At 69.7% G+C, this 22,456-nt stretch carries 21 protein-coding genes and 2 riboswitches; of the genes, 16 read left to right on the plus strand and 5 right to left on the minus strand.

What is annotated here, in order from left to right; genetic code table 11:
- Positions 1–7: 7 nt before the first annotated feature.
- The 5 genes from AC1RNQ_RS07450 to AC1RNQ_RS07470 form a co-directional block, all read right to left on the minus strand.
- On the minus strand, positions 8–1,315 hold the full coding sequence (locus AC1RNQ_RS07450) for a hypothetical protein (protein WP_493170124.1): 1,308 nt from the start codon (positions 1,313–1,315) through the stop codon (positions 8–10).
- A 50-nt stretch (positions 1,316–1,365) separates the two neighbouring features.
- On the minus strand, positions 1,366–2,298 hold the full coding sequence (locus tag AC1RNQ_RS07455; RefSeq protein ID WP_493170125.1) for a hypothetical protein: 933 nt from the start codon (positions 2,296–2,298) through the stop codon (positions 1,366–1,368).
- Positions 2,299–2,328: 30 nt separating this feature from the next.
- Positions 2,329–3,987, minus strand: coding sequence for a secretin GspD/PilQ domain-containing protein (locus AC1RNQ_RS07460; protein ID WP_493170126.1), 1,659 nt, complete (start codon positions 3,985–3,987; stop codon positions 2,329–2,331).
- Positions 3,984–4,292: a hypothetical protein gene (locus AC1RNQ_RS07465; protein WP_493170128.1), complete on the minus strand. Its 309-nt coding sequence runs from the start codon at positions 4,290–4,292 to the stop codon at positions 3,984–3,986. The genes AC1RNQ_RS07460 and AC1RNQ_RS07465 overlap by 4 nt, the downstream gene beginning before the upstream one ends.
- A 99-nt stretch (positions 4,293–4,391) precedes the next feature.
- A complete protein-coding gene (locus AC1RNQ_RS07470; protein WP_493170130.1) occupies positions 4,392–6,434 on the minus strand; it encodes a transglycosylase domain-containing protein in 2,043 nt (680 codons plus the stop codon).
- Positions 6,435–6,739: 305 nt separating this feature from the next.
- A riboswitch (cobalamin riboswitch) is annotated at positions 6,740–6,960 on the plus strand.
- Positions 6,961–7,138: 178 nt separating this feature from the next.
- Here AC1RNQ_RS07470 and AC1RNQ_RS07475 point away from each other — a divergent pair.
- The 16 genes from AC1RNQ_RS07475 to cobU all read left to right on the plus strand — a co-directional run bounded on the left by AC1RNQ_RS07475 (position 7,139) and on the right by cobU (position 22,357).
- Entirely contained in the window at positions 7,139–8,989 is a 1,851-nt protein-coding gene (locus AC1RNQ_RS07475) for a TonB-dependent receptor plug domain-containing protein (RefSeq protein ID WP_493170132.1), read from the plus strand.
- Positions 8,989–9,600, plus strand: a complete 612-nt coding sequence (gene cobO, locus AC1RNQ_RS07480) for a cob(I)yrinic acid a,c-diamide adenosyltransferase (RefSeq protein ID WP_493170133.1) — start codon at positions 8,989–8,991, stop codon at positions 9,598–9,600. The genes AC1RNQ_RS07475 and cobO overlap by 1 nt, the downstream gene beginning before the upstream one ends.
- On the plus strand, positions 9,597–10,451 hold the full coding sequence (locus AC1RNQ_RS07485; RefSeq protein ID WP_493170135.1) for an ABC transporter substrate-binding protein: 855 nt from the start codon (positions 9,597–9,599) through the stop codon (positions 10,449–10,451). Before cobO ends, AC1RNQ_RS07485 begins: the two co-directional genes overlap by 4 nt.
- Positions 10,451–11,452 (plus strand): FecCD family ABC transporter permease, encoded by a 1,002-nt coding sequence (locus AC1RNQ_RS07490; RefSeq protein WP_493170137.1) that lies wholly within the window; start codon positions 10,451–10,453, stop codon positions 11,450–11,452. Before AC1RNQ_RS07485 ends, AC1RNQ_RS07490 begins: the two co-directional genes overlap by 1 nt.
- Positions 11,446–12,222, plus strand: coding sequence for an ABC transporter ATP-binding protein (locus tag AC1RNQ_RS07495; RefSeq protein ID WP_493170139.1), 777 nt, complete (start codon positions 11,446–11,448; stop codon positions 12,220–12,222). The genes AC1RNQ_RS07490 and AC1RNQ_RS07495 overlap by 7 nt, the downstream gene beginning before the upstream one ends.
- Complete coding sequence (locus tag AC1RNQ_RS07500) at positions 12,219–12,908, plus strand: phytanoyl-CoA dioxygenase family protein (protein ID WP_493170140.1); 690 nt, start codon at positions 12,219–12,221, stop codon at positions 12,906–12,908. Before AC1RNQ_RS07495 ends, AC1RNQ_RS07500 begins: the two co-directional genes overlap by 4 nt.
- Before the next feature lie 46 nt (positions 12,909–12,954).
- Positions 12,955–13,144, plus strand: a riboswitch (cobalamin riboswitch).
- A 146-nt stretch (positions 13,145–13,290) separates the two neighbouring features.
- Entirely contained in the window at positions 13,291–15,231 is a 1,941-nt protein-coding gene (locus tag AC1RNQ_RS07505; protein ID WP_493170141.1) for a TonB-dependent receptor plug domain-containing protein, read from the plus strand.
- Entirely contained in the window at positions 15,231–15,773 is a 543-nt protein-coding gene (locus AC1RNQ_RS07510) for a hypothetical protein (RefSeq protein ID WP_493170143.1), read from the plus strand. The genes AC1RNQ_RS07505 and AC1RNQ_RS07510 overlap by 1 nt, the downstream gene beginning before the upstream one ends.
- Positions 15,774–15,783: 10 nt before the next feature.
- On the plus strand, positions 15,784–16,191 hold the full coding sequence (locus tag AC1RNQ_RS07515; RefSeq protein WP_493170145.1) for a DUF1636 domain-containing protein: 408 nt from the start codon (positions 15,784–15,786) through the stop codon (positions 16,189–16,191).
- Positions 16,188–17,204 (plus strand): nicotinate-nucleotide--dimethylbenzimidazole phosphoribosyltransferase, encoded by a 1,017-nt coding sequence (cobT, locus tag AC1RNQ_RS07520; RefSeq protein ID WP_493170147.1) that lies wholly within the window; start codon positions 16,188–16,190, stop codon positions 17,202–17,204. Before AC1RNQ_RS07515 ends, cobT begins: the two co-directional genes overlap by 4 nt.
- Complete coding sequence (locus AC1RNQ_RS07525) at positions 17,201–17,761, plus strand: histidine phosphatase family protein (protein ID WP_493170148.1); 561 nt, start codon at positions 17,201–17,203, stop codon at positions 17,759–17,761. The genes cobT and AC1RNQ_RS07525 overlap by 4 nt, the downstream gene beginning before the upstream one ends.
- Positions 17,758–18,477 carry an adenosylcobinamide-GDP ribazoletransferase gene (locus AC1RNQ_RS07530; RefSeq protein ID WP_493170151.1) on the plus strand — a complete coding sequence of 240 codons (720 nt, stop codon included), beginning with the start codon at positions 17,758–17,760 and terminating at the stop codon, positions 18,475–18,477. Before AC1RNQ_RS07525 ends, AC1RNQ_RS07530 begins: the two co-directional genes overlap by 4 nt.
- Positions 18,474–19,451 (plus strand): aminotransferase class I/II-fold pyridoxal phosphate-dependent enzyme, encoded by a 978-nt coding sequence (locus tag AC1RNQ_RS07535; protein WP_493170152.1) that lies wholly within the window; start codon positions 18,474–18,476, stop codon positions 19,449–19,451. The genes AC1RNQ_RS07530 and AC1RNQ_RS07535 overlap by 4 nt, the downstream gene beginning before the upstream one ends.
- Positions 19,444–20,382 (plus strand): adenosylcobinamide-phosphate synthase CbiB, encoded by a 939-nt coding sequence (cbiB, locus tag AC1RNQ_RS07540; protein WP_493170153.1) that lies wholly within the window; start codon positions 19,444–19,446, stop codon positions 20,380–20,382. Before AC1RNQ_RS07535 ends, cbiB begins: the two co-directional genes overlap by 8 nt.
- Positions 20,370–21,827, plus strand: a complete 1,458-nt coding sequence (locus AC1RNQ_RS07545) for a cobyric acid synthase (protein ID WP_493170155.1) — start codon at positions 20,370–20,372, stop codon at positions 21,825–21,827. The genes cbiB and AC1RNQ_RS07545 overlap by 13 nt, the downstream gene beginning before the upstream one ends.
- Complete coding sequence (gene cobU, locus AC1RNQ_RS07550) at positions 21,824–22,357, plus strand: bifunctional adenosylcobinamide kinase/adenosylcobinamide-phosphate guanylyltransferase (protein ID WP_493170156.1); 534 nt, start codon at positions 21,824–21,826, stop codon at positions 22,355–22,357. Before AC1RNQ_RS07545 ends, cobU begins: the two co-directional genes overlap by 4 nt.
- The last annotated feature ends 99 nt before the right edge of the window (positions 22,358–22,456 follow it).

Raw genomic sequence — 22,456 nt, forward strand, 5'->3', positions numbered from 1 at the left:
TAACGCATCAACGCCGCCGGTCGGCGCACTCCCCGACCTGCGTCGTGTAGCTATAGGTCGTGTCGTAGACGTAGAAGTTGGTGATGCCTGCGGGCACGTCGCTTTCGAGCTGCGCCCAGCTGGCGTCGGGATTGTCGGTGATCCGCAGCCCGCGCGGGACCGAGACGATCCGCACCTTGGGCTCGCCGCCGAGCTTGATCCCGATCGGCAGCGCGCCCGGCGGCGGCGAATAGAAGACCTTGTCGGCCACCGTCATGTCCTTCCACACCAGATAGGGCACGCCGCATTTCACCGGATCGCCATTTGTGGGCAGGTCGGTGCCGCGCACCGCCGGCGCGGCGCGGAACAGATGCTTGCCTCCGAATTGCGCGGTCTGCAGGCGTTCGCGCTGCGTCCGGCTGACCTCGCTGTCGATCGTCGCGCTCACCGCATTGCTCTCGCCATAAGGGCCGGTCAGCACGATGCGCACGCTCTTGCCGCGACCGATATCGGGGACCTTGACCGTGATCGCCCCCGGCAGGCGGTCGGGCGCGAGCGGGGTCAGCGGCTCGCAGGCATAGCGAAAGCCGCCATAGAGGCAGATGATCTCGCTGCCCGGGTCGAGCGGGTGCCAATTGATCACCGACCCCGACGCGGGGCGGATCTGCACCTTGTTGAAGGGGACGAAGGGCACCTCGCCCGTCGGCACCATTTCGAGCTGTGCGCTGTTGAAGCCCGCCGACCGGTCGGTCGCGCGCTCCTGACTCGCGGTCGCCGAGGCGACGAGCGCGGGCTTCGCCGCGGCGCGCATGAAGCGCACGGTGAAGCTGCGGCTGATGCTGTTGCCGTTGCCCTCGCGGGCGGTAACGGTGACGCGGTGCTCGCCCGGCATCGTCGAGGGGAAGGCGCCGGTACCGGTCACCTTGAGCATCCGGAACACCGGATCGGCCTCGAGGCTGGCGGCGGCCATAACGGGCTGCTGCTGGATGCCCGCGGTCACGATCTGCTGTCCGCCGACCGACGTGATCGGCGGCGGGTCGATCAGCGTGAAGCGGCTGGCGTTGGCGCCATCGACCGCGATCGACAGCGTCACCCTGCCCCCGCCGCCGACGGTGCGGATGCGCAGCGGTACTTCGGTCGTTGCGCCAGCGCCAGTGCCAGTGGTCACGGGGAGCAGGATCGTCCCCGAGGGTACTTCGGTAAAGCCGAGCGGCGCGATCTCCAGCGTCGGTTTCTTCGCCAGCGGATTGTCGGGCAAAGGCTGGATTTGCGCCGCCAGCGGCGTAGCGATGGCGGCGAGGCTGATCGCGGCTATTATCAGGACTTTCTGCATCATCTTTCTCCTCGAAATTCAAAGGATGGGACGACCCCTTGTTTTCATGTCCATCAGCCCTCGCCCGGCCCCTTGGGCTTGGGCGTTGCGGGGGCATTCGGATTGATCGGCTGGGGCTTCAGCGTGTCGGGGATCTGCGGCACCAGCGGCTTGGGTTTGCTCAGCGTGGAATTGTCGAAGAAGCGCACCGCGACCGCCTTGGTCACGCCGTTGCTCGTCACCTTGATGTCGCCGCCGCCATTGGTGCAGGTGCCCGGCGCGGCAGCGAAGATCGGCAGCGTCAGCTGCTTGGGATCGGTCGGCCGCAGGAAGGGCGAGAAGAAGCGGCCCCGCGCCGATGAACCCGGCACCGCGCTTTCGAAACAGGCAGGCAGGCTGATCTGCACCTGCTGGCTCTGGCACGGCAGCGGTTTGTCGAAGCGGAAGGTGAAACTGCCCTGCCCGCCCGCGCCGATCGCTTCGGCCGACGCGGTCAGGCCGGTCAGCGTGGACAGCGACTCGGTCGTATTGACGGCGCACGTGATGCGCCCCTTGAACCTGATCGCGCCATTCGCTTTCGAGATGGTGAAATTGACCGTGTCGCCGGCCTGCGCTTCGCGCCGGACATTGACCTTGAACGCCTTCGTTCCGGCCGGCGTGAACGTCTGCTGCGTTCCAACCTGAAACAGCGGGAGCAGCACGCGCGCCAACCGCCCGTCGTTCGATGTGAACTCGCTGCCGGTGACATTCGTATCGTCGTCGCTGAACTGCGTCGGCATCAGGTTGATGCCATGTTCATACACCCACAAATAGGTATCGCTGCTGCGTTCGATCTCGACCGTCCCGCCCGGCGACACGAAAGGCGTGTCATTGTCATGTTCGGCCATCTTGCCGATATTGGCGTTGGGGGCGCTGTCATGCGGTTCGACGATGATCCGCACCTCGGCCGAAGCCGGTGCGAAGGTCGATGTCGCCGCGAGCAGCGCCGTTAAATGTCTCCAGTTCATGTCTTCCCTCCTCAAAATATTGGACAAGTCTCAGCTTCCCGGGGCGAGTTCCCCGATCATTTCGGCGGCGACCTGGCGCGCGCCGGGCATCGGCATCGCGACGTCGGCGCGGGTCATGCGCGTGAAGAAAGGCATGCGCGCGAGGCGCTGCCCGGCGACGCCCGCGTCGCTCATCGGGTCGATGACCTCGGTCCACAGCTTCGCGAGCCGATCGACCTGGTCGGAGCGCGCCCAGGGGCGCCCGGGCAGCGCCATCGGCCGCGTCGGGGTGACGAGCACCAGCACCGAATCGCGCCGCTGCGTGGTGTTGCGTTCGTTGAACAGATTGCCGACCAGCGGCACGTCGCCGAGCACCGGGGTCTTGGAAAAGGTCTTGTCGTCGACCGTCTCGGTCAGCCCCGACAGCACCAAAGTCTCGCCGAAGCGGATCTCGGCGGTCGCCGCGACCTTTTGGCGGAAGGTCGTGAGCTGTTCGGTGAAACTGCCCGCCGGGTCGCTGGTCAGGAAGCTGCGCCCCGTCTCGATGCGGATACGCGTGCCCTCGGGCGTGATCTCGACCGGCGTCACCTTCATCTCGATGCCGATGTCGATCTGTTCGAGCGTGCCGAGATTGACCCCGCTCACCGCGACGCGCACCTGGCGCCCGACGAAGAATTCGCTCTGCTCGCCGCGATAGGCGGTGAGCTGCGGCCGCGCGACGACCGAATAATATTGCCCGCCGCGGTTGAAGAGGTTGAGGTTGTAGTTGAGCTGCGGGATCGAAATCGAGGCGGTCAGCACGCGCTGGTAATTGTTGCTGTTGTTGCCCTGCCCGTCGCGGGCGATCGTGCGCGTCGACTGGCGCCCCAGCCCATATTGCAGCCCCAGACCGTCGAGCAGATTGATGCCCGTGCGCTCGCGGCGGGTGTTCTGCGCAAGGATGATCGCAACATCGAGCGAGATCTGGTCGGGCGAGGCGGCGACGCCGCTCTCGCCCTCGGCCTCGGACGGCGTGTCGAGCGCGCCGGTCTGGAGCAATTGCATCGCACGCACGCGGTCGCGATCGGCCTCGGCCGGGGCCAGCGCCGCAAGCCGGTCGAGCCCCGCCAGCGCTCCCGCCCGGTCGCCCGACGCCGCGGCGGCGAAGGCGACGACCCGCTGCGACGCGACATCGGCCGGATCGAGCGCGACGGCGCGCTCGGCGGCGACCCCCGCGAGCCCGAGGTCGCCGTTCATATAGGCCGCCGACGCCAGCGCGGCGAGCGCGCGGCCATCGGCGGGACGGAGCAGCGCGGCGCGCGCGAAATGGTCGGCAGCCTGATCATATTTGCCCTGATCGAAAGCCACACGCCCCGCCATCGCCGCGGGCCAATATTGCCCCGGCTCGGCGCGCCCGGCGAGATCGTAGCCCGCCTGCGCGAGGTCGAGCGCCTGCGCGTCGCTCTCGCCGCGCATCTGCCAGGCGAGCGCGAGCAGCGCCTGATTCCCGCCGTGGCGCGGCTGGCGCGCAACGAGTTCGGAGAGCAGCCCGATGGCCCTGGCGCTGTCGCCCGCGCGGAGCGCCGCGGCGCCCTGTCCCGCGAGCGCGGCGGGACTTTCGCCCGACAGATCGACGGGTGCGGCTTCGCGCTTGCGCGCCTCGGCGGGCGGCGCGGCGAAGGCGAGCAGCGACGCGCCGGCGAGCACCAGCGCGAGCGGATGACGGATCATGATTTTTCCCCCTGAGCCGCGGGGCGCCGGATGCAGCGATCGGCGCGCCCCGCAGCGTCGATGCGATAGACGTCACTGTCGCGCGGGCAGGCGGTGGGCAGATAGCCCATCGCCATCGGCTGCCCCGCGCGATTGAGGCTGGCGCCGCACACGTCGCGCCCCTCGCGGACGAGCAGTCGCTCGTGGCTGGCGCGCTGGCAGACCGGCGGAACCGACGGCTCGGCCGGCGGCGCGGCGATCGCCGGCGGCGCACCCGCTGCCACGATCATCCCGATGATCAGTCCGACTGCCGGATCAGGCCGCATTGCCACTCCCCTTCAAGCCAGGAGAGTGTGCGGCGCGCCGCCGCCGGGCGCATCGCCCGGACGGGCTACACCCGATGGCCTAGCCCGGCCGGGGTTCGCTTATGGCGGCGGTGGCTGCGGTTCGGGCGGTGGCGTTTCAGTCGGGCGGTCCTTGGGGATCGGGAGCTTGAGGTCGATGCGTGTGCCGTTGATCTCGGTCGTGATCACCGCATTGCCGTCCTGCACGCCGATCTGCGTCGTCTCGCCCACAGGAATGGCGCCGATATCGGGGACGTCGAGCGGCTGGACGGGGTCGGTCGGTCGGCTCTTCGTCGGCGGCGGCGCGCGCTGGCCCTTGCCCGACGCCTGGACCATGAAGTCGCGCCAGATGCGCGCGGGGATGCTGCCGCCGGTCACCCCCGCCAGCGGGGTGTTGTCGTCGTTGCCGACCCACACGCCGACGACGAGGCCATTGGCATAGCCGACGAACAGCGCGTCGCGGCTATCCTGGCTGGTCCCGGTCTTGCCGAAATTGGCGGTCGGCAGCCGCGCCGCACGCCCGGTACCGCGGTTGACCGCGGCGCGCAGCAATTGCTCGATCGCCTCATGATCGTCCGACGAGAAGCTGTCGGGGCCCGAGAACAGGCTTTCGAACCAGCCGGCTTCCTCGGTCTCGAAGGCGTGCGGCTCGACCGGATAGCTGTTGCCCGCGACCCCCGCATAGGCCGCGGTGAGTTCCATCAGCGTCATGCTCGACGTCCCGAGCGCGAGGCTGGGATCGCCCTCGGCGAGCGGCGCGGTGACGCCGAGCGCCCGCGCCAAGGCGATCACCTTTTCGCTGCCGACCTCGCCCATCAGCCGCACCGCCGCGACATTGCTCGACGAGGCGAAAGCGTCCTCCAGCGTGATCGTGTCCGAATAGGCCCCGCCCGCATTTTTCGGGCGATAGCTGCCGGTCTCGATGGGCCGGTTGTCGATGATATCGTCGGGATCCCATCCCGCTTCCAGCGCGGCGAGATAGACGAAGAGCTTGAAGGTCGAGCCCGGCTGGCGCCGCGCCTGCGTCACGCGGTTGAAGGGCGATTTGGCATAGTCGCGCCCGCCGACCATCGCGACGACCTCGCCATTGGGGCGCATCGCCACCAGCGCGACCTGCGCCTTGCCGAGCGCCGCGCCGTTGACCGCGCGCCGCGCCGCCGCCTGCAGCCGCGAATCGAGCGTCGTGGTGATCGTCTGGCGCGAATAGCCGACGTCGCTTTGCTTGCGCGCCTCGGGCAGCGCCCAGTCGGCGAAATAGGTGCCCGTCGGCAAGGTATTGCGCGTGCGCACGTCGATCCGGGGGGTGCGCATCGCCTTCGCCTCGGCCTCGGTCAGGTAACCGACGTCGGCCATCGCGCCGAGCACCAGCCGCATCCGTGCCTCGGCGAGCCTGGGATTCTTGGTCGGCGCGAGGCGCGAGGGCGCCTGCACCAGCCCCGCGAGCATCGCCGCCTGCGCCTTGGTCAGCTTCTCGGGCTGGCGATAGAAATAATGCATCGACGCGGCGCGCAGCCCGTAAGTGTTGTCGCCGAAATAGGCGTTCGAAAGATAGCGTTCGAGGATCTCGTCCTTGCTGAGCCAGGCTTCGAGCCAGAAGGCGATCAGCGCCTCGCGCGCCTTGCGGCCAAGCGTGCGCTTGGGCGAGAGGAAGGTGAATTTGGCGAGCTGCTGGGTGATCGTGCTGCCGCCCTGCGTGCGCCCGCCGGTCACATTGGCCCACACCGCGCGCGCGATGCTGCGCGGGTCGACGCCCCAATGGCTATAGAAGCGCCGGTCCTCGATCGCGAGGAACGCCTGTTTGACATGGTCGGGCAGGTCCCCCGCCTTCACCGGCTCGTCGACGATCGCTCCCATGCGCGCGATCGGCGTGCCGTCGGACGCGAGCAGGGTGATCTGCGGCGGCGCGATCGGCTCCAGGGATTTCGACAGCGGTGCGGTGATCGCGAGCCAGCCGACGAGCAGCAGGAAGAGCAGGAAGGCGATGGTCAGGACGCGCAGGAAACGCCGCCAGCGGCGGCGGCGCGGCGACTCGGGCGGAGGTGCCGCGCCGGGGTCGGGGAGCGGCGCGAGGCCCGGCTCTTCGGTCGCGGGCGGCATGGTCACGGGACGGCGGAATGAAAACATCTTCGGGGCCGTATTAAATGGCCAACACAGCCTTGGCAAATGACTTGGCGGGTGTTGGGGGTGGACGTCGCCGATCCTCCCCCGCAGGGGGAGGGGGACCACCCGAAGGGTGGTGGAGGGGTACGGGCAGTCGGGCGCGGCGCATGATCTCCCGTACCCCTCCACCATGCTTCGCATGGTCCCCCTCCCCGTTCCGGGGAGGATCAGCTTGTTCGCCTTCGCCCACGACCTGCCGATCCACCGCCGCAAAAGCCGATTGCCAAAATGCGCCGCTCCTTTATGGGCACCCCCGCGGGAGCCTCGGCCCCCGCAAGATCGCACCGGTGCCCGAAAGGGCTTAAAATGGGAACGCGGTGAGAAGGCTTGCCCGCAAGCCCTTCGATTCCGCGGCTGTCCCTGCAACTGTAAGCGGCGAGTGCGATGCACAGGCGCGGGTTATCCGCGCCGGCCACTGGGGCAACCTGGGAAGGCGTGCATCGGGCCCTGACCCGCGAGCCAGGAGACCTGCCGGCGTGGGTCGCTCAATGCCTCGGTCCAGGGAAAGGCCAGGGCACGGAGACTTCCGTCGAGCGACGACCAAGGCGGGCTGGAGCCGCCTTCGGTGCAAGGGGTCTGGCGCCAACGCCCGTCCGCCCCTCGCCCGGCCGGTCGCGCCCGCGCCCCGGCAGGCTCCCGCCCTCGCTCATGGCGTACGGGGGTTTTCGATGTTCAAGCCGCTTCTCCTTTCCACCGCCGCGCTAGCGGTTTCGACACCCGCGCTCGCCGCCGAAAGCCCGGAAAACGACATCGTCGTCACCGCGTCGGGCATCGAACAGCCGCGCGACGAGGCCGGCCAGGCGATCACCATCATCGACGCGGCGACGATCGAGACACGCCAGTCGGTCGATGTCGTCGACCTGCTCGCGACCACCCCCGGCGTGCGCTTCAGCCGCACCGGCGGCACCGGATCGGTCACGGGCATCTCGCTACGCGGCGCCGAGACGACGCAAACGCTGGTGCTGATCGACGGGGTCAAGGTCAACGACCCGAGCGGCATCGGCGACGGCTATGATTTCGGCCATCTGCTCACCGCCAATATCGACCGGATCGAGGTGCTGCGCGGCTCGAACTCGGTCGTTCACGGCAGCCAGGCGATCGGCGGCGTGGTCAGCCTGACCACCGCGACCCCCGCCGAGGGCTTTGCGGCCAATGCTTCGGCCGATTACGGCTATAGCGACACCCTCGGTGCCAAAGCCGACGTGTCGGGCACGACCGGACGCATTTCGGGCGGCATCGGCGCTGCTTACTTTCGCACCGGCGGCATTCCGGCGGTCACGGTCGGGCCGGAGAAGGACGGCTACAAGAATTTCGCCGGCAACGCGCGGCTGAAGATCGCGTTCAGCGACACGCTCAGCCTCGACCTGCGCGGCTATTACATTCACGCCGACGTCGATTTCGACAGCTTCTTCGGCACCCCCGCCGACAGCGGCGACGCCGCGAAGCTCGACCAATATACGGGCTATGCAGGGCTCAACGTCGCGCTGTTCGACGGCCGCTTCACCAGCCGCACCGCGGTGACCTGGCTGCAGAACGACCGCGACTATTATTTCGTGCGCGGCACCGCGCCCGATTACGGCTATTCGGGCACCAATCTGCGCTTCGAATATCAGGGCGTCGTCGCGCCGAGCGAGGCGGCGAAGCTGATCTTCGGTTATGAGCATGAGCGCCCCGATTACGATTTCTTCGGCTTCGGGTCGACCGACCGCCAGAAGGCGAATATCGACAGCGTCTACGCGCTCGCCATCGTCCAGCCGCTGACCGGCCTTTCGCTGACCGGCGGCGTCCGCCACGACGACCACAACCAGTTCGGCGGCGCCACCACGCTCGGCGCCAACGCCAATTATTCGCCGAACGACGGCGCGACGAACATCCGCCTGAGCTATGGCGAGGGTTTCAAGGCACCCTCGCTGTACCAGCTCTTCGACGCGTTCAGCGGCAATGGCGCACTGCGTCCCGAGCGGTCGAAAAGCTACGACATCGGCGTCGACCAGAGCCTCGCGGAAGGCCGCGCGACGCTCTCGCTCACCGCCTTCCTGCGCAACACGACCGACCAGATCAATTTCGACAATGCGACCTTCACCTATGGCAATATCGACCGCACGCGCGCCAAGGGGATCGAGGCGGCGCTGGTGCTGCGCCCGGTCGACGCGCTGAACCTGACGGCCTCCTACAGCCTGATCGACGCGCGCGACCGCTCGGGCCGCCCGGGGTTCGACGGCAACCGCCTGCCGCGCCGCGCCGAGCATGCCGCCAGCCTGTCGGTCGATTATGACTGGGCGTTCGGCCTCTCGACCGGCGCAACGCTGACCTTGGTCGGCGACAGCTTCGACGATTTCGCCAACAATGTCCGGCTCGACGGCTATGCGCTCGCGGGCGTGCGCGCGTCTTTCCCGATCGGCGAACATCTCGAGCTCTACGGCCGCATCGACAATCTGTTCGACGCCGATTACGCCACCGCCTTCAACTACGGCACCTACGGCCGCTCGGCCTATGGCGGCGTGCGGGTGCGCTTCTGATGAAGCCGCCCCGCACCGACGCCGAGCATAAGGCGAAGATGCAGAAGCTGCAGGCGGCGCAGGCGAAGAAGGTCGCCAAAAAGACCGTCGAGAAGGGCCTGATCATCGTCCATACCGGACCCGGCAAGGGCAAGACCTCCGCCGCGCTCGGCATGGCGATCCGCGCGATCGGGCACGGGATGAAGGTCGGCATCGTCCAGTTCGTCAAGGGCGCGATGGCGACCGGCGAGAAGGCGGTGTTCGACCGCTTTCCCGAGCTTGCCGAATTCAAGCCGATGGGCGAGGGCTTCACCTGGGACACGCAGGACCGCAGCCGCGACATCGCGGTCGCGCGCACCGCATGGGAAGAGGCCAAGCGCATGATCGCCGACCCCGCGTACAGGATGGTCATCGCCGACGAGCTCAACATCGTGCTGCGCTACGACTATCTGCCCGTCGACGAGGTGCTGGCGGCGCTCGCCGCCAAGCCCGCGCTGACGCATGTCGTGATCACCGGCCGCAACGCGCCGCAGGCACTGATCGACGCCGCCGACCTCGTCACCGAAATGGGGCAGGTCAAGCATCCCTTCCGCGAACAGAATGTCCGCGCGCAGGCGGGGATCGAGTTTTGAGGCCGGCCTACGCCATCGGTGCGGCGCTGCTGCTCGGCGGCGCGGGCGCGCTGTGGGCGGCCGCCCCTGCCCCGGCCGCCAAGGCCCCCGCGGTCCCGCAGCGCATCGTCTCGATCAACCTCTGCGCCGACCAGCTCGTGCTCGCGCTGGCCGACCGCGGGCAGATCGCAGGGCTGACCAAGAATGCGACCGACGCCGAAATGTCGGGCGAGGCCGCAAAAGCTCACGGCATCCCGCTGCTCAGCAATTCGGCCGAGCAGATATTGGCGATCGAACCCGACCTGATCGTCGGCATGCCCGCGAGCCGCAGCGCGGCGCTCGCGGCGCTGCCCGAGGCCGACTATCCGCTGCTCGACCTCGAAACCGCCGACCGGCTGGGTCAGATTTACGCCTCGATCCATCAGACCGCCGCCGCGGTCGGCCATCCCGCGCGCGGCGAGACGCTGGTCGCGCATATGCAGGGCGAACTGGCGGGATTGCCGAAGCCCGGGCGCGGGCGCGTCGCGGCCTATTACCAGCGGCGCGGCTATATGACCGGCACGGGCACGCTGATCGACGAATTGATGGGGCGCGTCGGGCTCGTCAATCTCGCGGGCAAGCTCGGCAAGCCGCCGCTCTCGCAATTGAGCCTCGAGGAGATGGTCGCCGCGCGGCCCGATTTCCTGATCGTCGAAAGCGCCACCGACATCGTAACCGACCAGGGAAGCGAGATGCTCCATCATCCGGCGCTGAAAGACATTCCGCGGATCAGCGTGCCGCAGGCTTGGACCGTCTGCGGCAGCCCCGCTTATACGCAGGCCGCGCGCAGCATCGTCGCCCAGATCGCGCGTCACGATGCGGGAGGTGCGTGATGACCCGCTTCGCTCCGCCGCGCTGGACGCTGGTCGCATCGCTCGCCGCGCTGACGCTCGTCGCGGCAGTCGCGTCGCTGCTCTTCGGCGCCGTCGATCTTTCGGTCGCACGCCTGCTCGCCGCCGCGACGGGTGACGGCGACAAGGTCGCGACGATCATCCTCTTCGACCTTCGCCTGCCGCGCACATTGCTCGCGCTCGCGGTCGGCGCGATGCTGGGGCTCGCAGGGGCCACGTTGCAGGGTTATCTCCGCAATCCGCTCGCCGAGCCCTCGGTGCTCGGCACCTCGAACGCCGCCGCGCTGGGCGGGGTCGCGGCGATCTATTTCGGACTCGCCGAGCTGCATCCGCTGATGCTGCCCATCCTCGCGACGGGCGGCGCGCTGCTCTCGCTGGCCTTGCTGTTCGCGCTCGCCGGCCGCGCCGAAAGCCCGCTCACCTTGATCCTCGCGGGCATCGCAGTGGGGACACTCGCGGTCGCGGGGACCAGCCTCGCGCTCAACCTCTCGCCCAACCCCTTCGCGGCGATGGAGATCATGACCTGGCTGCTCGGCAGCCTCGAGAACCGCTCGTTCGACCACGTCTGGATCGCGCTGCCGTGCATCGCGATCGGCAGTGCGATGCTGCTGTGGAACGGCCGCGCGCTCGACGCGCTGACGCTCGGCGAGGATGCCGCGCAGGCACTCGGCACCGACATCGGCAAGCTGCGGCTGCGGCTGCTGATCGGCACCGCGATCGGGGTCGGCGGCGCGGTCGCGGTGTCGGGGGCGATCGGCTTCGTCGGACTGATCGTGCCGCACCTGATCCGCCCGCTCACCGACCGCAGCCCCTCGGCGATCCTGCTGCCCTCGGCGATCGGCGGCGCGGCCTTGCTGACCTTGGCCGATCTCGGCGTGCGCGTGATCCCGACGACCAACGAGCTCAAGCTCGGCGTCGTCACCGCCTTCCTCGGGGTGCCGGTCTTCCTCCTTCACCTGATGCGGGAGCGGCGGATATGGTGAGCCTGACCCTCGAGAATGTCGGCGTGACACTCGGCCGCCGCGCGGTGGTGACGGGCGTCAGCGCGGCCTTCGCCCCCGGCACGCTGACCGGTATCGTCGGCCCCAATGGCGCGGGCAAGTCGACGCTGGCGCGCGCGATGCTCGCGCTGATCCCCGCCACCGGGCGCGTGCTGCTCGATGGCGGGGATGTCGCGGCGATGCCGCGCGCCAGGCTCGCGCGGCAGGTCGCTTATCTGCCGCAGGGGCAGACCTTGCACTGGCCGCTCACCGTCGAGCGGCTCGTCGGGCTCGGCCGCCTACCGCACCTCGCCCCGATGTCGAAGATCGCCGCGGCCGACAGCGCCGCCATCGCCCGCGCGATGGAGCGCGCCGACGTGCTCGATCTGAAAGACCGCATCGCCACCGAATTGTCGGGCGGCGAGCGCGCCCGCACGCTCTTCGCGCGCGCGCTGGCGGTCGAGGCGCCCGCACTGATCGCCGACGAGCCGCTCGCCAGCCTCGATCCCGGGCACCAGATCGACGTGATGGAACTGATGCGCAGCGAGGCCGACGCCGGCGCGCTGGTGATCGCGGTGCTCCACGACCTCACCATGGCGGCGCGCTATTGCGACCGGCTGCTGCTGATCGACGGCGGCACGATCGCCGCCGACGGGACGCCCGCCGAAGTGCTGACCCCCGAGCGGCTGCGCGCCGTCTATGGCATCGACGCGCACGTCGAGACGGGCGGCGACTGGCCCACGGTGACCACCTTCGGCCGCGCGCGACCGTGAGCACCGAGGCCTTTGCCACCGAGGGCTATGCCGCGCTGCCCTTGTTCGACCGCGACCAGGTCCTCGCCGCGCGCGAGGATATCGCAGAGCATATCGACCGCGTCGCGCGCGCGCTCTACCTGCCCTTCGATCAGACCGCGCCCGGCGCACTGCTGACCGAGCGCATCGATCGCGTCTATGCCCAGGAACGCAGCGTCGCGAACCTGCTGCGTGTCGCGGTCTGCACCGACGCCCACCGCGGGGCGCGGCTGCAGGCGCTAGCGAACGACGCGCGCCTCGTCGAGACCGCCGAAGACCTCTGCGGCCGCAAACTCGCGGGCAAGATCGTCCGCGTCCGCGCCAGCATCGCCTGTTTCCCCGAGCATCGCCACGCGTGGCACAGCGACGTCGCGCGCGACGACGGCACCGGCTGCGGCAAGGTGCTCGTCACCGCGTGGATCCCGCTCGGCGATATCGGTCCCGACAGCGGCGGGCTGGAAGTCGTCGCCGCGCGCCAGCCCGCGCCGCTCGGCGAGCAGGTCGAAGACGGCTTCGAAATCCCCGACTACCGCCTCGCCGGCCTGCCGCGCGTCCAGCCCGATTGCCCCGCCGGGACCGCGCTGTTCCTCGACCGTTTCACCCCGCACCGCACGCTGCCGGCGCGCGCGACGCGCTTCGCGCTCGTCGTGTGGATGAAGGCCGCCTGACCGCCGCTGCAACGCAGCAATTGACCGCCGCTACGGAATCGCGTTAGGGGCGCCGCCAGCGACAGGTTCCCCGAGAGGGGATCAAAAGGGAATGGGGTGCGAAACCCCGGCTGCCCCTGCAACTGTAAGCGGAGAGCCATCGGGCCATATGCCATTGGGACGTGAAGTCCTGAGAAGGCGGCCCGAACCGGCACCGACCCGCGAGCCAGGAGACCTGCCCGTCGCCGTCGTCTTTCGTGCGGACAGGGTGTGCCGGGCGGACGGGGAGTGAACCCGAGCGACGACAAAGGTGGCCGTGCATGGGCGCGGGCCGATGTCGCGCGTCCGCTCCAGGACAATCGCATCGACCCTGCGCGCGAGCGGTCTTGTCGATGGGGTTATCATGTTCAGGACTATCATTCGTACCACGCTTTCCGTAGCCGCCATCGCGGCCGCGCTGCCCGCTTTTGCCGAAGAAGAAGCGGGCGAAGCCGACAACATCATCGTCACCGCGACGCGCGCGCCGCTGACGCTCGACGAGATTCCGTCGTCGGTCGCGGTGCTCGACAAGGAAGCGATCGACCGCAGCCAGGATATCGGCGTCACCGAATTGCTGCTGCGCACGCCGGGGGTCAGCATCGCGCGCAACGGCGGCTATGGCACCTCGACCTCGCTGCGTATCCGCGGCGCCGAATCCGAGCATACGGTCGCGGTGATCGACGGGGTCAAGCTCAACGATCCGTCGTCGACCGGCGGCGGCTTCAACTTCACCAATCTGCTCACCGGCGACATTTCGCGGATCGAGATATTGCGCGGGCCGCAGTCGATCCTGTGGGGCAGCCAGGCGATCGGCGGCGTGGTCAATATCGTCACCGCCGCGCCCGAAAAAGCACTCGAAGGCAGCTTCGATCTCGAGGCCGGATCGCGCGACACCATCAGCGCACGCGCCGCGATCGGCGGGCGCGCCGGGCCGCTCGCCTGGCGCATCGGCGGCCAGCGCTTCACCACCGACGGCATCTCGTCGCACGCCAAGGCGTTCGGCGGGGTCGAGGCCGACGGCTATCGCAACAGCAATGTCTCGGGGCGCGCCGAACTCACCTTGGCCGACAATGTCAGCGTCGATCTGCGCGGCTATTATTCGAGCGGGCGGGTCGAATTCGACGGCTTCAACACCGACAGCGCCGACTATGGACTCAACAAGGAATTCGTCGGCTATGCCGGGCTCAACGTCGATCTGGTCGACGGGCGCTTCCGCAACCGTGTCGCTTTTGCCTATACCGACACCAACCGCGACAATTTCAACCCGACGCGCGCGCGGCCGCAGAGCTTCGAGGCCGACGGGAAGAACAAGCGCTTCGAATATCAGGGCAGCTTCGACATCGCCGATCGCGTCACCGCGATCTTCGGCGCCGAGAATGAACGCTCGACCTTCCGCAGCCGCTCGCCTTCGGCGTCGCTCGCGGTACCCGTCCCGGCCTTCGCGCGCGGCGAGGCCGAGATTACGAGCGCCTATGGCCAGCTTAGCGTCGAACCGCTCGACGGGCTGACGCTCAACGGCGGCGTCCGCTACGACGACCATGATCGGTTCGGCGGCCAGACTTTGTTCGCCGCGGGCGGCGTGTGGCGGCTGTCCACGGGCACGATCCTGCGCGCGAGCTATGGCGAGGGGTTCAAGGCGCCCGGCCTGTTCCAGCTGTTCAGCGAATTCGGCAACACCGCTCTCGACCCCGAGGAGGCGAAGGGCTGGGAAGCGGGCATCGAACAGCAATTGTTCGATCGCAAGCTCGTCGTCGGCGCGGCCTGGTTCGACCGCCGGACGACGAACCTGGTCATCTTCAACAGCTGCAGCGGCACGTCGACCAACCCGCTGTGCTTCGTCCCCGGCGATCCCGCGACGCGCCGCTTCGGCTTCTATTCGAACGTCTCGCGCGCCGAGGCGCATGGTGTCGAAGCCACGGCCGCGCTGACGCTCGGCGGGCTCAAGCTCGACGGCAATTACAGCTGGATCGTCGCCGAGGACCGCTCGCCGGGCGCCGCCAATTTCGGCAAATGGCTGCCGCGCCGCCCGCGCAATACGGCGAACGCGTCGGTCAGCTACGGCTTCGATTTCGGTCTCGAACTCGGCGCCGCGCTGCGCTGGTCGGGCAAGAGCTTCGACAACGCCAGCAACGCGCAAAGGCTCGACGATTATACGCTCGTCGACCTGCGCGCCGAAGTGGCGCTTTCAGACGCGGTCAAATTGTTCGCGCGCGCCGAGAATATCTTCGACGAAAAATATATGACGGCCTTTCGCTACGGCTCGATCGGCCGCAGCGTCTACGCCGGCATAAGGGGGCGCTTCTGATGGCGGCGCTGTCGGGCCGCGGCGCTTCGGCGCTCTGGGTGTCGCTGCTCACCGCGGCCAGCACGGCGACGACCCTAGTCCTCGCCTGCGCGACGCCCTTCCCGGCGCTCGCGGCGCTCGCGGCGGTGCATATGCGCCGCCGGGGCGGCCTCGCGCTGATGTTCCTCGCCTGGGCCGCGAGCCAGTTCATCGGTTTCTTCCTGCTGGGCTATCCGCGCGACGGCAGCACGCTGGCGTGGGGCGCCGGGCTCGGCACCGCCGCCGTCGGTTCGGCGCTCGCGAGCTATGCGGCCCTGCGCGCGGCGGGCTACCGCTCGGCCGCGGCGCAGCTGAGCCTCGCCTATGCCGCGGGCTTCACCGCGTTCAAGGGCATCATCCTGCTCTGGGCGCTCGTCCTCGGCGGGCTGCACACCGCGATGGCGCCCGACCTGCTCGTCGAGCAATTCCTGCGCAACGGCGCGATCCTGATCGGGCTCTATGCGCTCTATCGCCTGCTCGTCGCCGCTGGCGTCCCCGCGCCGCCCAGGCCGGCGACGGCATGACCGGTCGCACATGCTGACCCCGGTCGATCCCGGCCCCGCGGTCGTGGCGTGCAGTACCTGTCGCCACGACCGCATGGCGCGCGCCGATGCCGAAGGCGTGACCGGCGGCGCGCGGCTGGTCGAGGCGCTCGAACGCGTCAAGTCGAGCGACCCGCGCTACGCCGGCATCGCGGTGCAGGCAATGCCGTGCCTCTTCGCCTGCCAGGACCATTGCACCGTCCATCTGCGCGCGCCGGACAAGGTCGGCTATGTCCTCGGCCGCTTTGTCCCCGGCAACGACGCCGCGCGCGCGATCCTCGATTACGCCGTCCATTACGCCGCCAGCGAGCATGGCCGCGTCGCTTACAGCCTGTGGCCCGAGGGGGTGAAAGGCCATTTCCTCACCCGCACCCCGCCCCCGGGATTTATCGCCGAATGAGCATCTTCACCTCCGTCGCCGCCTTCGAGGCCGCGCTCGCCGACCTGCCCGGCCCCGATAGCGCTGCGCAGGATGCCGCCCGCGCCCGGCAGGCGCAGCTCACCAAGCCCGCGGGTTCGCTCGGCCGGCTGGAGGAGATCGCGATCTTCTTCGCCGGCTGGCAGCACCGCGAGCGCCCGCGCCTCGACCGCGGCCGCGTCGCGATCTTCGCGGGCAACCACGGCGTCGCCGCGCACGGCGTCAGCGCCTTCCCGCCCAGCGTCACCGGACAGATGGTCGCCAACTTCCGCGCCGGGGGCGCCGCGATCAACGCGCTCGCGCGTGCGGCGGGGCTCGATCTCCACATCGTCCCGCTCGACCTCGACCGCCCCACCGCCGATTTCACCACCGGCGCCGCGATGACCGCGACCGAATGCCTCGACGCACTCAACGTCGGCGCCGCGGTCGTCGACGAAGACCTCGACCTGCTGCTGCTCGGCGAGATGGGGATCGGCAATTCGACCGCCGCGGCGGCGCTGTGCGCGCGCAGCTTCGGCGGCGCGGCGGCCGACTGGACCGGCCCCGGCACCGGGGTCGACGCCGGCGGCGTCGCGCGCAAGATCGCGGTCGTCGAGCGCGCGCGCGAAGTCCATGCCTATGCCGCGCACTCGGCGTTCGAAACGCTGCGCCGCGTCGGCGGACGCGAAATCGCGGCGATGGCGGGCGCGGCGCTCCGCGCGCGGCAGCTCGGCGTACCCGTGCTGCTCGACGGCTTCATTTGCTGCGCCGCGCTCGCCCCGCTCGCGGCCGACAATGCGGCGATCGTCGATCATTGCCTCGCGGGCCATTGCTCGGCCGAGCCCGGACACCGGCTGCTCCTCGACCGCCTCGGGCTTGGGCCAATCCTGTCGCTCGGCATGCGGCTTGGCGAAGGCAGCGGTGCGGCGGTGGCGGCCAACATCGTCCGCGCCGCGCTCGCCGCGCATGGCGGCATGGCGACTTTCGCCGAAGCCGCGGTGTCGGGGTCGCTGTGAAGCCCTACGCGCTGCACCTCCTCCGCCACGGCGTGCCCGAAACACCGGGATTGCTGCTCGGCCGCACCGACATGGCGCCGACCGCCGAAGGCATCGCCGCCTGCGCTGCGCAGGCGACCGGCCTCGCGGTCGAGACGCTGATCAGCTCGGATCTTCGCCGCTGCCGCGAGACTGCCACCGCGATCGGCGAAACAGCGGGCTTGCCCGTGACCACCGACCCGCGCTGGCGCGAGCTCGACTTCGGCGACTGGGACGGTCTCCCCGGATCGGTCATCGACGCTGAAGCGCTCGGCCGTTTCTGGAGCGACCCCGATGCCAATCCGCCGCCCGGCGGCGAGCCCTGGTCGGCGCTCGCCCTGCGCGTGTCGGCGGCACTGACCGACCTCGTCCCGCGCCCGACCTTGGTCATCACCCACGGCGGCGCGATCCGCGCCGCGCTGCACCGCCTCTGCGGTTTCGACCAGCGCCAGCTCTGGTCGTTCGACCTGCCCTATGGCGTCCTCGTCTCGCTGCAGATCTGGCCCGACGGCGCGCGGCTCGCGGCGATCCGGCCATGAAGGGGCTCATCGTCGCGATCCAGTTCCTGACGCGCCTGCCGACGCCGCGTATCGCGGTCACCAGCGAAGAATTCGCCGCCTCGATGCGCTGGTTCCCCGCGGCCGGCCTGATCGTCGGTGTGCTCGTCACCACCGCCGCATGGGCCGGCGCAAGGCTCGACTCATGGACCGGCGCCTTCGCCGCGCTGCTGATCTGGGTCGCGGTCACCGGCGCGCTGCACCTCGACGGGCTCGGCGACATCGCCGACGCCGCGGGCGCGGCGCACAAGGACCGCGGCCGCATGATCGCGGCCATGACCGACCCGCACGTCGGCAGCTTCGCCGTCGCGGCGATCGCGCTGCAACTAATCGCCAAGCTGGTGCTGCTCCACGGCCTCATCGAAGCCGAAGCCTTCATCGCCATCGCCCTCGTCCCCTTCGCCGCGCGGATTGGTCCTCTGGTCTGGTCGCGCTGGCTGCCCGACCTGCATGCGGGTCTCGGCGCGCGCTTTCGCGGCGTGATCCGCCCGGTCGACCTGGCGATCTGGGGGCTGCTGCTCGCGGTCGCCGCATGGCGGTCGCCGTCGCTCCTCGCCACTCCGCTGCTGATCGCCGGCGGGGCTTGGTGGCTTCATCGCAAGATCGGCGGCATCTCGGGCGACGGCCATGGCGCCGGGATCGAAGTGACCGAAAGCGCCCTGCTGCTCGCCGCGCTCGTCTGGCTGCATTTGGCATGACCGAGCCCTGGACCTGGCACGGCGGCAATCTCGCCGCCGCCAAGCGCCATTTCGGCGGGGGCGACGGATGGATCGACCTGTCGACCGGGATCAATCCGCAGCCCTGGCCCGGCACCGACCAGATCGCCATCGACTGGCAGCGCCTGCCCGATGGCGACGCGCTCGCCGCACTGGAAGCCGTCGCGGCCGATTTCTTCGGAGTCGATGCCCGCCACGTCTGCGCGGTGCCCGGCACCGAGATCGGCCTGCGCCTCGCCGGACGGCTGCTCGGCGGCGAAGCTCGTCACGTCGCACCAAGCTACCGCACACATGGCGAAATGATCGCGGGAAGCCTCGCCACCGCTGACGCCGAACTCGCGGCACGGGACGGCACGATCACCCTCGCCAACCCCAACAATCCCGACGGACGTATCCTTGCAACGCCCATGCTCGACGCACTGCTCGCGACGCGCGGCCGCGACGGCTGGCTGCTTGTCGACGAAGCCTTCGCCGACTGCGACCCCGCGCTCGGCATCGCCTCGCGCGTTGCCGACGACCGGCACCTGCTTGTCTTCCGCTCCTTCGGCAAATTCTTCGGCCTCGCCGGGGCGCGGCTCGGCTTTGTCCTGGGCCCGGAACCCTTCCTCAGAGACCTGCGCCAATTGCTGGGCGCCTGGCCGCTGTCCGCCGCCGCCATCGCGATCGGCACCGCGGCCTATGCCGACGCCGACTGGATCGCCGCGACCCGCCACCGCCTGCCCGAACAGGCGGCCGCGCTCGACGCCGTGCTGGTCGAGGCCGGCTACACGCCGCGCGGCGCCTGCCCGCTGTTCCGGCTGATCGAAACCGAACAGGTGCCCGCGCTGTTCGAGCACCTCGCCCGCCGCGCGATCCTGACCCGCCCCTTCGTCGACCAGCCGTCCTGGCTGCGCTTCGGTCTGCCCGCCGACGACGAGGCACTCGCCCGCCTGCGCGCCGCCCTCGCCGATGGCTGAGCCCGTCGCCCTCGCCGCGCTCGCGCTCGATGCTGCGTTCGGCTGGCCCGATGCCGTCTATCGCCGCATCGGCCATCCGGTCGGGCTTTTCGCGCGGCTGATCGACGGGTTCGAGCGGCGCTGGAACCGACCGGCGTGGACCTTCGCCACCCGCCGCCTGTTCGGCGTGTTGACGCTGGTGCTTCTCGTCGCGCTGGTCGGCGGCACGGCATGGTTCGTCCAATGGTGGCTGCTCCAACAGCTGGACGCCTACGCCTGGCTCGCCGTCGCCCTCCTCGCCTGGCCGGCGCTCGCGCAGCGCAGCCTTTTCGAGCATGTCCGCGCCGTCGCTGACGCGCTTGAAAACCACGGCCTGCCCGCAGCGCGCGAAGCCGTCGCCGCCATCGTCGGCCGCGACACCGCAGCGCTCGACGAAAGCGGCGCCGCGCGCGCCGCGATCGAGAGCCTCGCCGAAAGCTTCTGCGACGCCGTCGCCGCGCCGCTCTTCTGGCTGCTGCTCCTCGGCCTCCCGGGGATTTGGGCCTATAAGACGGTCAACACCGCCGACAGCCTGATCGGCCACCGCGAAGACCGCTGGCGCGCCTTCGGCTGGGCCGCAGCACGTAGCGACGACGCGATGAACCTCGTCCCCGCGCGCATCGCCGGCGTGTTGATCTGCCTCGCAGGCGGCGGCGGGTGGCGCCTCATGCTTCGCGACGCGCGCCAACACGCTTCGCCCAACGCCGGCTGGCCCGAGGCGGCGATGGCGGGCGCATTGGGGCTTCGGCTCGCGGGACCCGTCGCCTATGACGGCGTCATGCACGACAAAGCTTGGATCGGCGACGGCAGCATCGCCGCAACACCCTTCGACATCCGCCACGCGCTGCGCATCTACCTCATCGCCTGCGCCCTGCTCTGGCTGATCGCGGGAGCTTTCGCATGGGCGCACTGATGCTGCAGGGCACGGGGTCGGACGTCGGCAAGTCGGTGCTCGTCGCCGGCCTCTGCCGCGCCTTCGCCAACCGCGGGCTGACGGTGCGCCCCTTCAAGCCGCAGAATATGTCGAACAACGCCGCGGTCACGATCGACGGCGGCGAGATCGGACGCGCGCAGGCGCTGCAGGCGCTCGCCTGCCGGGCCGAGGCGCATAGCGACATGAACCCCGTGCTGTTGAAGCCGCAGGCCGACCGCACCTCGCAGCTGATCGTCCACGGCCAGGTCCGCGGCACGCTCGGCAGCGGGAATTTCCGCGAAGCGCGCGGCAGCCTGTTGACCGAGGTCCTGCAAAGCTACGAGCGCCTCCGCACCCAATGCGACCTTGTCGTCGTCGAGGGCGCGGGCTCGCCCGCCGAGATCAACCTGCGCGCGGGCGACATCGCCAATATGGGTTTCGCACGCGCCGCCAATGTCCCCGTCATCCTCGTCGGCGACATCGACCGCGGCGGGGTGATCGCCTCGGTCGTGGGAACGAAAGCGGTGATCGACCCCGAGGACGCCGCGATGATCCGCGGTTTCCTGATCAACAAGTTCCGCGGCGACCCCGCGCTGTTCGACGACGGCTATCGCGAAATCGCGGCGCGAACCGGCTGGCAGGGCTTCGGCGTCATCCCCTGGCTCGCCGCCGCCGCGCGGCTGCCGAGCGAGGACGCGGTGATCCTCGAACGCCCCGCCGACCCGCGCGAGGGTCGCCGGATCGTCGCCTGCCCGATCCTGCCGCGCATCTCCAATTTCGACGACCTCGACCCGCTCAAGCTCGAACCCGCGGTCGAGCTGGTGATGGTCCCGCCGGGCCGCCCGATCCCTGCCGAGGCGGCGATGATCGTGCTGCCGGGGTCGAAGGCGACGATCGCCGACCTCGCCGCGCTGCGCCGCGAAGGCTGGGACATCGACATCAAGGCGCACTACCGTCGTGGTGGCATGATCCTCGGCCTGTGCGGCGGCTATCAGATGCTCGGGCACAGCGTCGCCGACCCGCTCGGCATCGAGGGCGAGGCCGCGCACGCCGAGGGGCTCGGCCTGCTCGACGTCGAGACGATCCTCTCGCCCGCCAAAAGGCTTCGCCACGTCCGCGGCGAAGCACTCGGCGCGCCGGTCGCGGGCTATGAGATGCATATGGGCGAAACGACGGGCCCAGGCACGGCGCGCGCCTTCGCCCGCCTCGAAGGCGGTGCGAGCGACGGCGCGATGAGCCCCGACGGCCGCGTCATCGGCTCCTACCTCCACGGGCTGTTCGGCGCGCCCGAACTGCGTCACGCGCTGCTCGCACGGCTGGGCCTCGCCGGCAGCGGGCGCAACCATGAAGCCGACGTCGACGCCGCGCTCGACGAGATCGCGGCCGAGCTCGCCGCGCATGTCGACCTCGACGCGCTCCTCGCGCTGACGCGGCGCAGCGCATGAGCAGCCTCTTCGTCCTCGGCGGCGCACGCTCGGGCAAGAGCCGCTACGCGCAGGCGCGCGCCGAAGCGATCGCTGGGCGCCATATCTTCGTCGCCACCGCCGAGGCCCATGACGCCGAAATGCACGAACGCATCGCGCGCCACCGCGCCGAACGCGACGCACGCTGGACGACGGTCGCGGCGCCGCAGGATCTGCCAGACGCCGTCACCAGCCACAGCTCGCCGGACGCGGTGCTGCTCGCCGACTGCCTGACGCTCTGGGCCTCGAACCTGCTCCTCGCCGATCACGATATCGACGCCGCAGCCGCCGATCTCTGTACCGCGATCGCGCATTTCGAGGGCCATATCCTGCTCGTCGCCAACGAGGTCGGGCTGGGCATCGTGCCCGACAATGCCCTCGCGCGGCGCTTCCGCGACGCCGCGGGGCGGCTCAGCCAGCAGGTTGCCGCCACCGCCGCCGAGGTCGTGCTGGTCACCGCGGGCATGCCGCTGGTGCTCAAGGCCCCGTCCGCCTTTCGCGATCAACCATAACAAGTTGGTCGACTTCGCCCCGCCCGCTGTTAGGATGGCGCGAGTTTAGGGGATCGCATGCTCGGCTTTTTCGCTTTTCTGTCGATTGTCATCCTTTTC

This window comes from Sphingopyxis sp. GW821-FHT12F08 (assembly GCF_058806755.1).

Excerpts from the sequence above, each read along its gene's own strand:
- AC1RNQ_RS07450 (WP_493170124.1), bottom strand. The coding sequence starts at position 1,315 with ATGATGCAGAAAGTCCTGATAATAGCCGCGATCAGCCTCGCCGCCATC.
- AC1RNQ_RS07455 (WP_493170125.1), bottom strand. The coding sequence starts at position 2,298 with ATGAACTGGAGACATTTAACGGCGCTGCTCGCGGCGACATCGACCTTC.
- AC1RNQ_RS07460 (WP_493170126.1), bottom strand. The coding sequence starts at position 3,987 with ATGATCCGTCATCCGCTCGCGCTGGTGCTCGCCGGCGCGTCGCTGCTC.
- AC1RNQ_RS07465 (WP_493170128.1), bottom strand. The coding sequence starts at position 4,292 with ATGCGGCCTGATCCGGCAGTCGGACTGATCATCGGGATGATCGTGGCA.
- AC1RNQ_RS07470 (WP_493170130.1), bottom strand. The coding sequence starts at position 6,434 with ATGTTTTCATTCCGCCGTCCCGTGACCATGCCGCCCGCGACCGAAGAG.
- AC1RNQ_RS07475 (WP_493170132.1), top strand. The coding sequence starts at position 7,139 with ATGTTCAAGCCGCTTCTCCTTTCCACCGCCGCGCTAGCGGTTTCGACA.
- cobO (WP_493170133.1), top strand. The coding sequence starts at position 8,989 with ATGAAGCCGCCCCGCACCGACGCCGAGCATAAGGCGAAGATGCAGAAG.
- AC1RNQ_RS07490 (WP_493170137.1), top strand. The coding sequence starts at position 10,451 with ATGACCCGCTTCGCTCCGCCGCGCTGGACGCTGGTCGCATCGCTCGCC.
- AC1RNQ_RS07495 (WP_493170139.1), top strand. The coding sequence starts at position 11,446 with ATGGTGAGCCTGACCCTCGAGAATGTCGGCGTGACACTCGGCCGCCGC.
- AC1RNQ_RS07505 (WP_493170141.1), top strand. The coding sequence starts at position 13,291 with ATGTTCAGGACTATCATTCGTACCACGCTTTCCGTAGCCGCCATCGCG.
- AC1RNQ_RS07510 (WP_493170143.1), top strand. The coding sequence starts at position 15,231 with ATGGCGGCGCTGTCGGGCCGCGGCGCTTCGGCGCTCTGGGTGTCGCTG.
- AC1RNQ_RS07515 (WP_493170145.1), top strand. The coding sequence starts at position 15,784 with ATGCTGACCCCGGTCGATCCCGGCCCCGCGGTCGTGGCGTGCAGTACC.
- cobT (WP_493170147.1), top strand. The coding sequence starts at position 16,188 with ATGAGCATCTTCACCTCCGTCGCCGCCTTCGAGGCCGCGCTCGCCGAC.
- AC1RNQ_RS07530 (WP_493170151.1), top strand. The coding sequence starts at position 17,758 with ATGAAGGGGCTCATCGTCGCGATCCAGTTCCTGACGCGCCTGCCGACG.
- AC1RNQ_RS07535 (WP_493170152.1), top strand. The coding sequence starts at position 18,474 with ATGACCGAGCCCTGGACCTGGCACGGCGGCAATCTCGCCGCCGCCAAG.
- cbiB (WP_493170153.1), top strand. The coding sequence starts at position 19,444 with ATGGCTGAGCCCGTCGCCCTCGCCGCGCTCGCGCTCGATGCTGCGTTC.
- AC1RNQ_RS07545 (WP_493170155.1), top strand. The coding sequence starts at position 20,370 with ATGGGCGCACTGATGCTGCAGGGCACGGGGTCGGACGTCGGCAAGTCG.
- cobU (WP_493170156.1), top strand. The coding sequence starts at position 21,824 with ATGAGCAGCCTCTTCGTCCTCGGCGGCGCACGCTCGGGCAAGAGCCGC.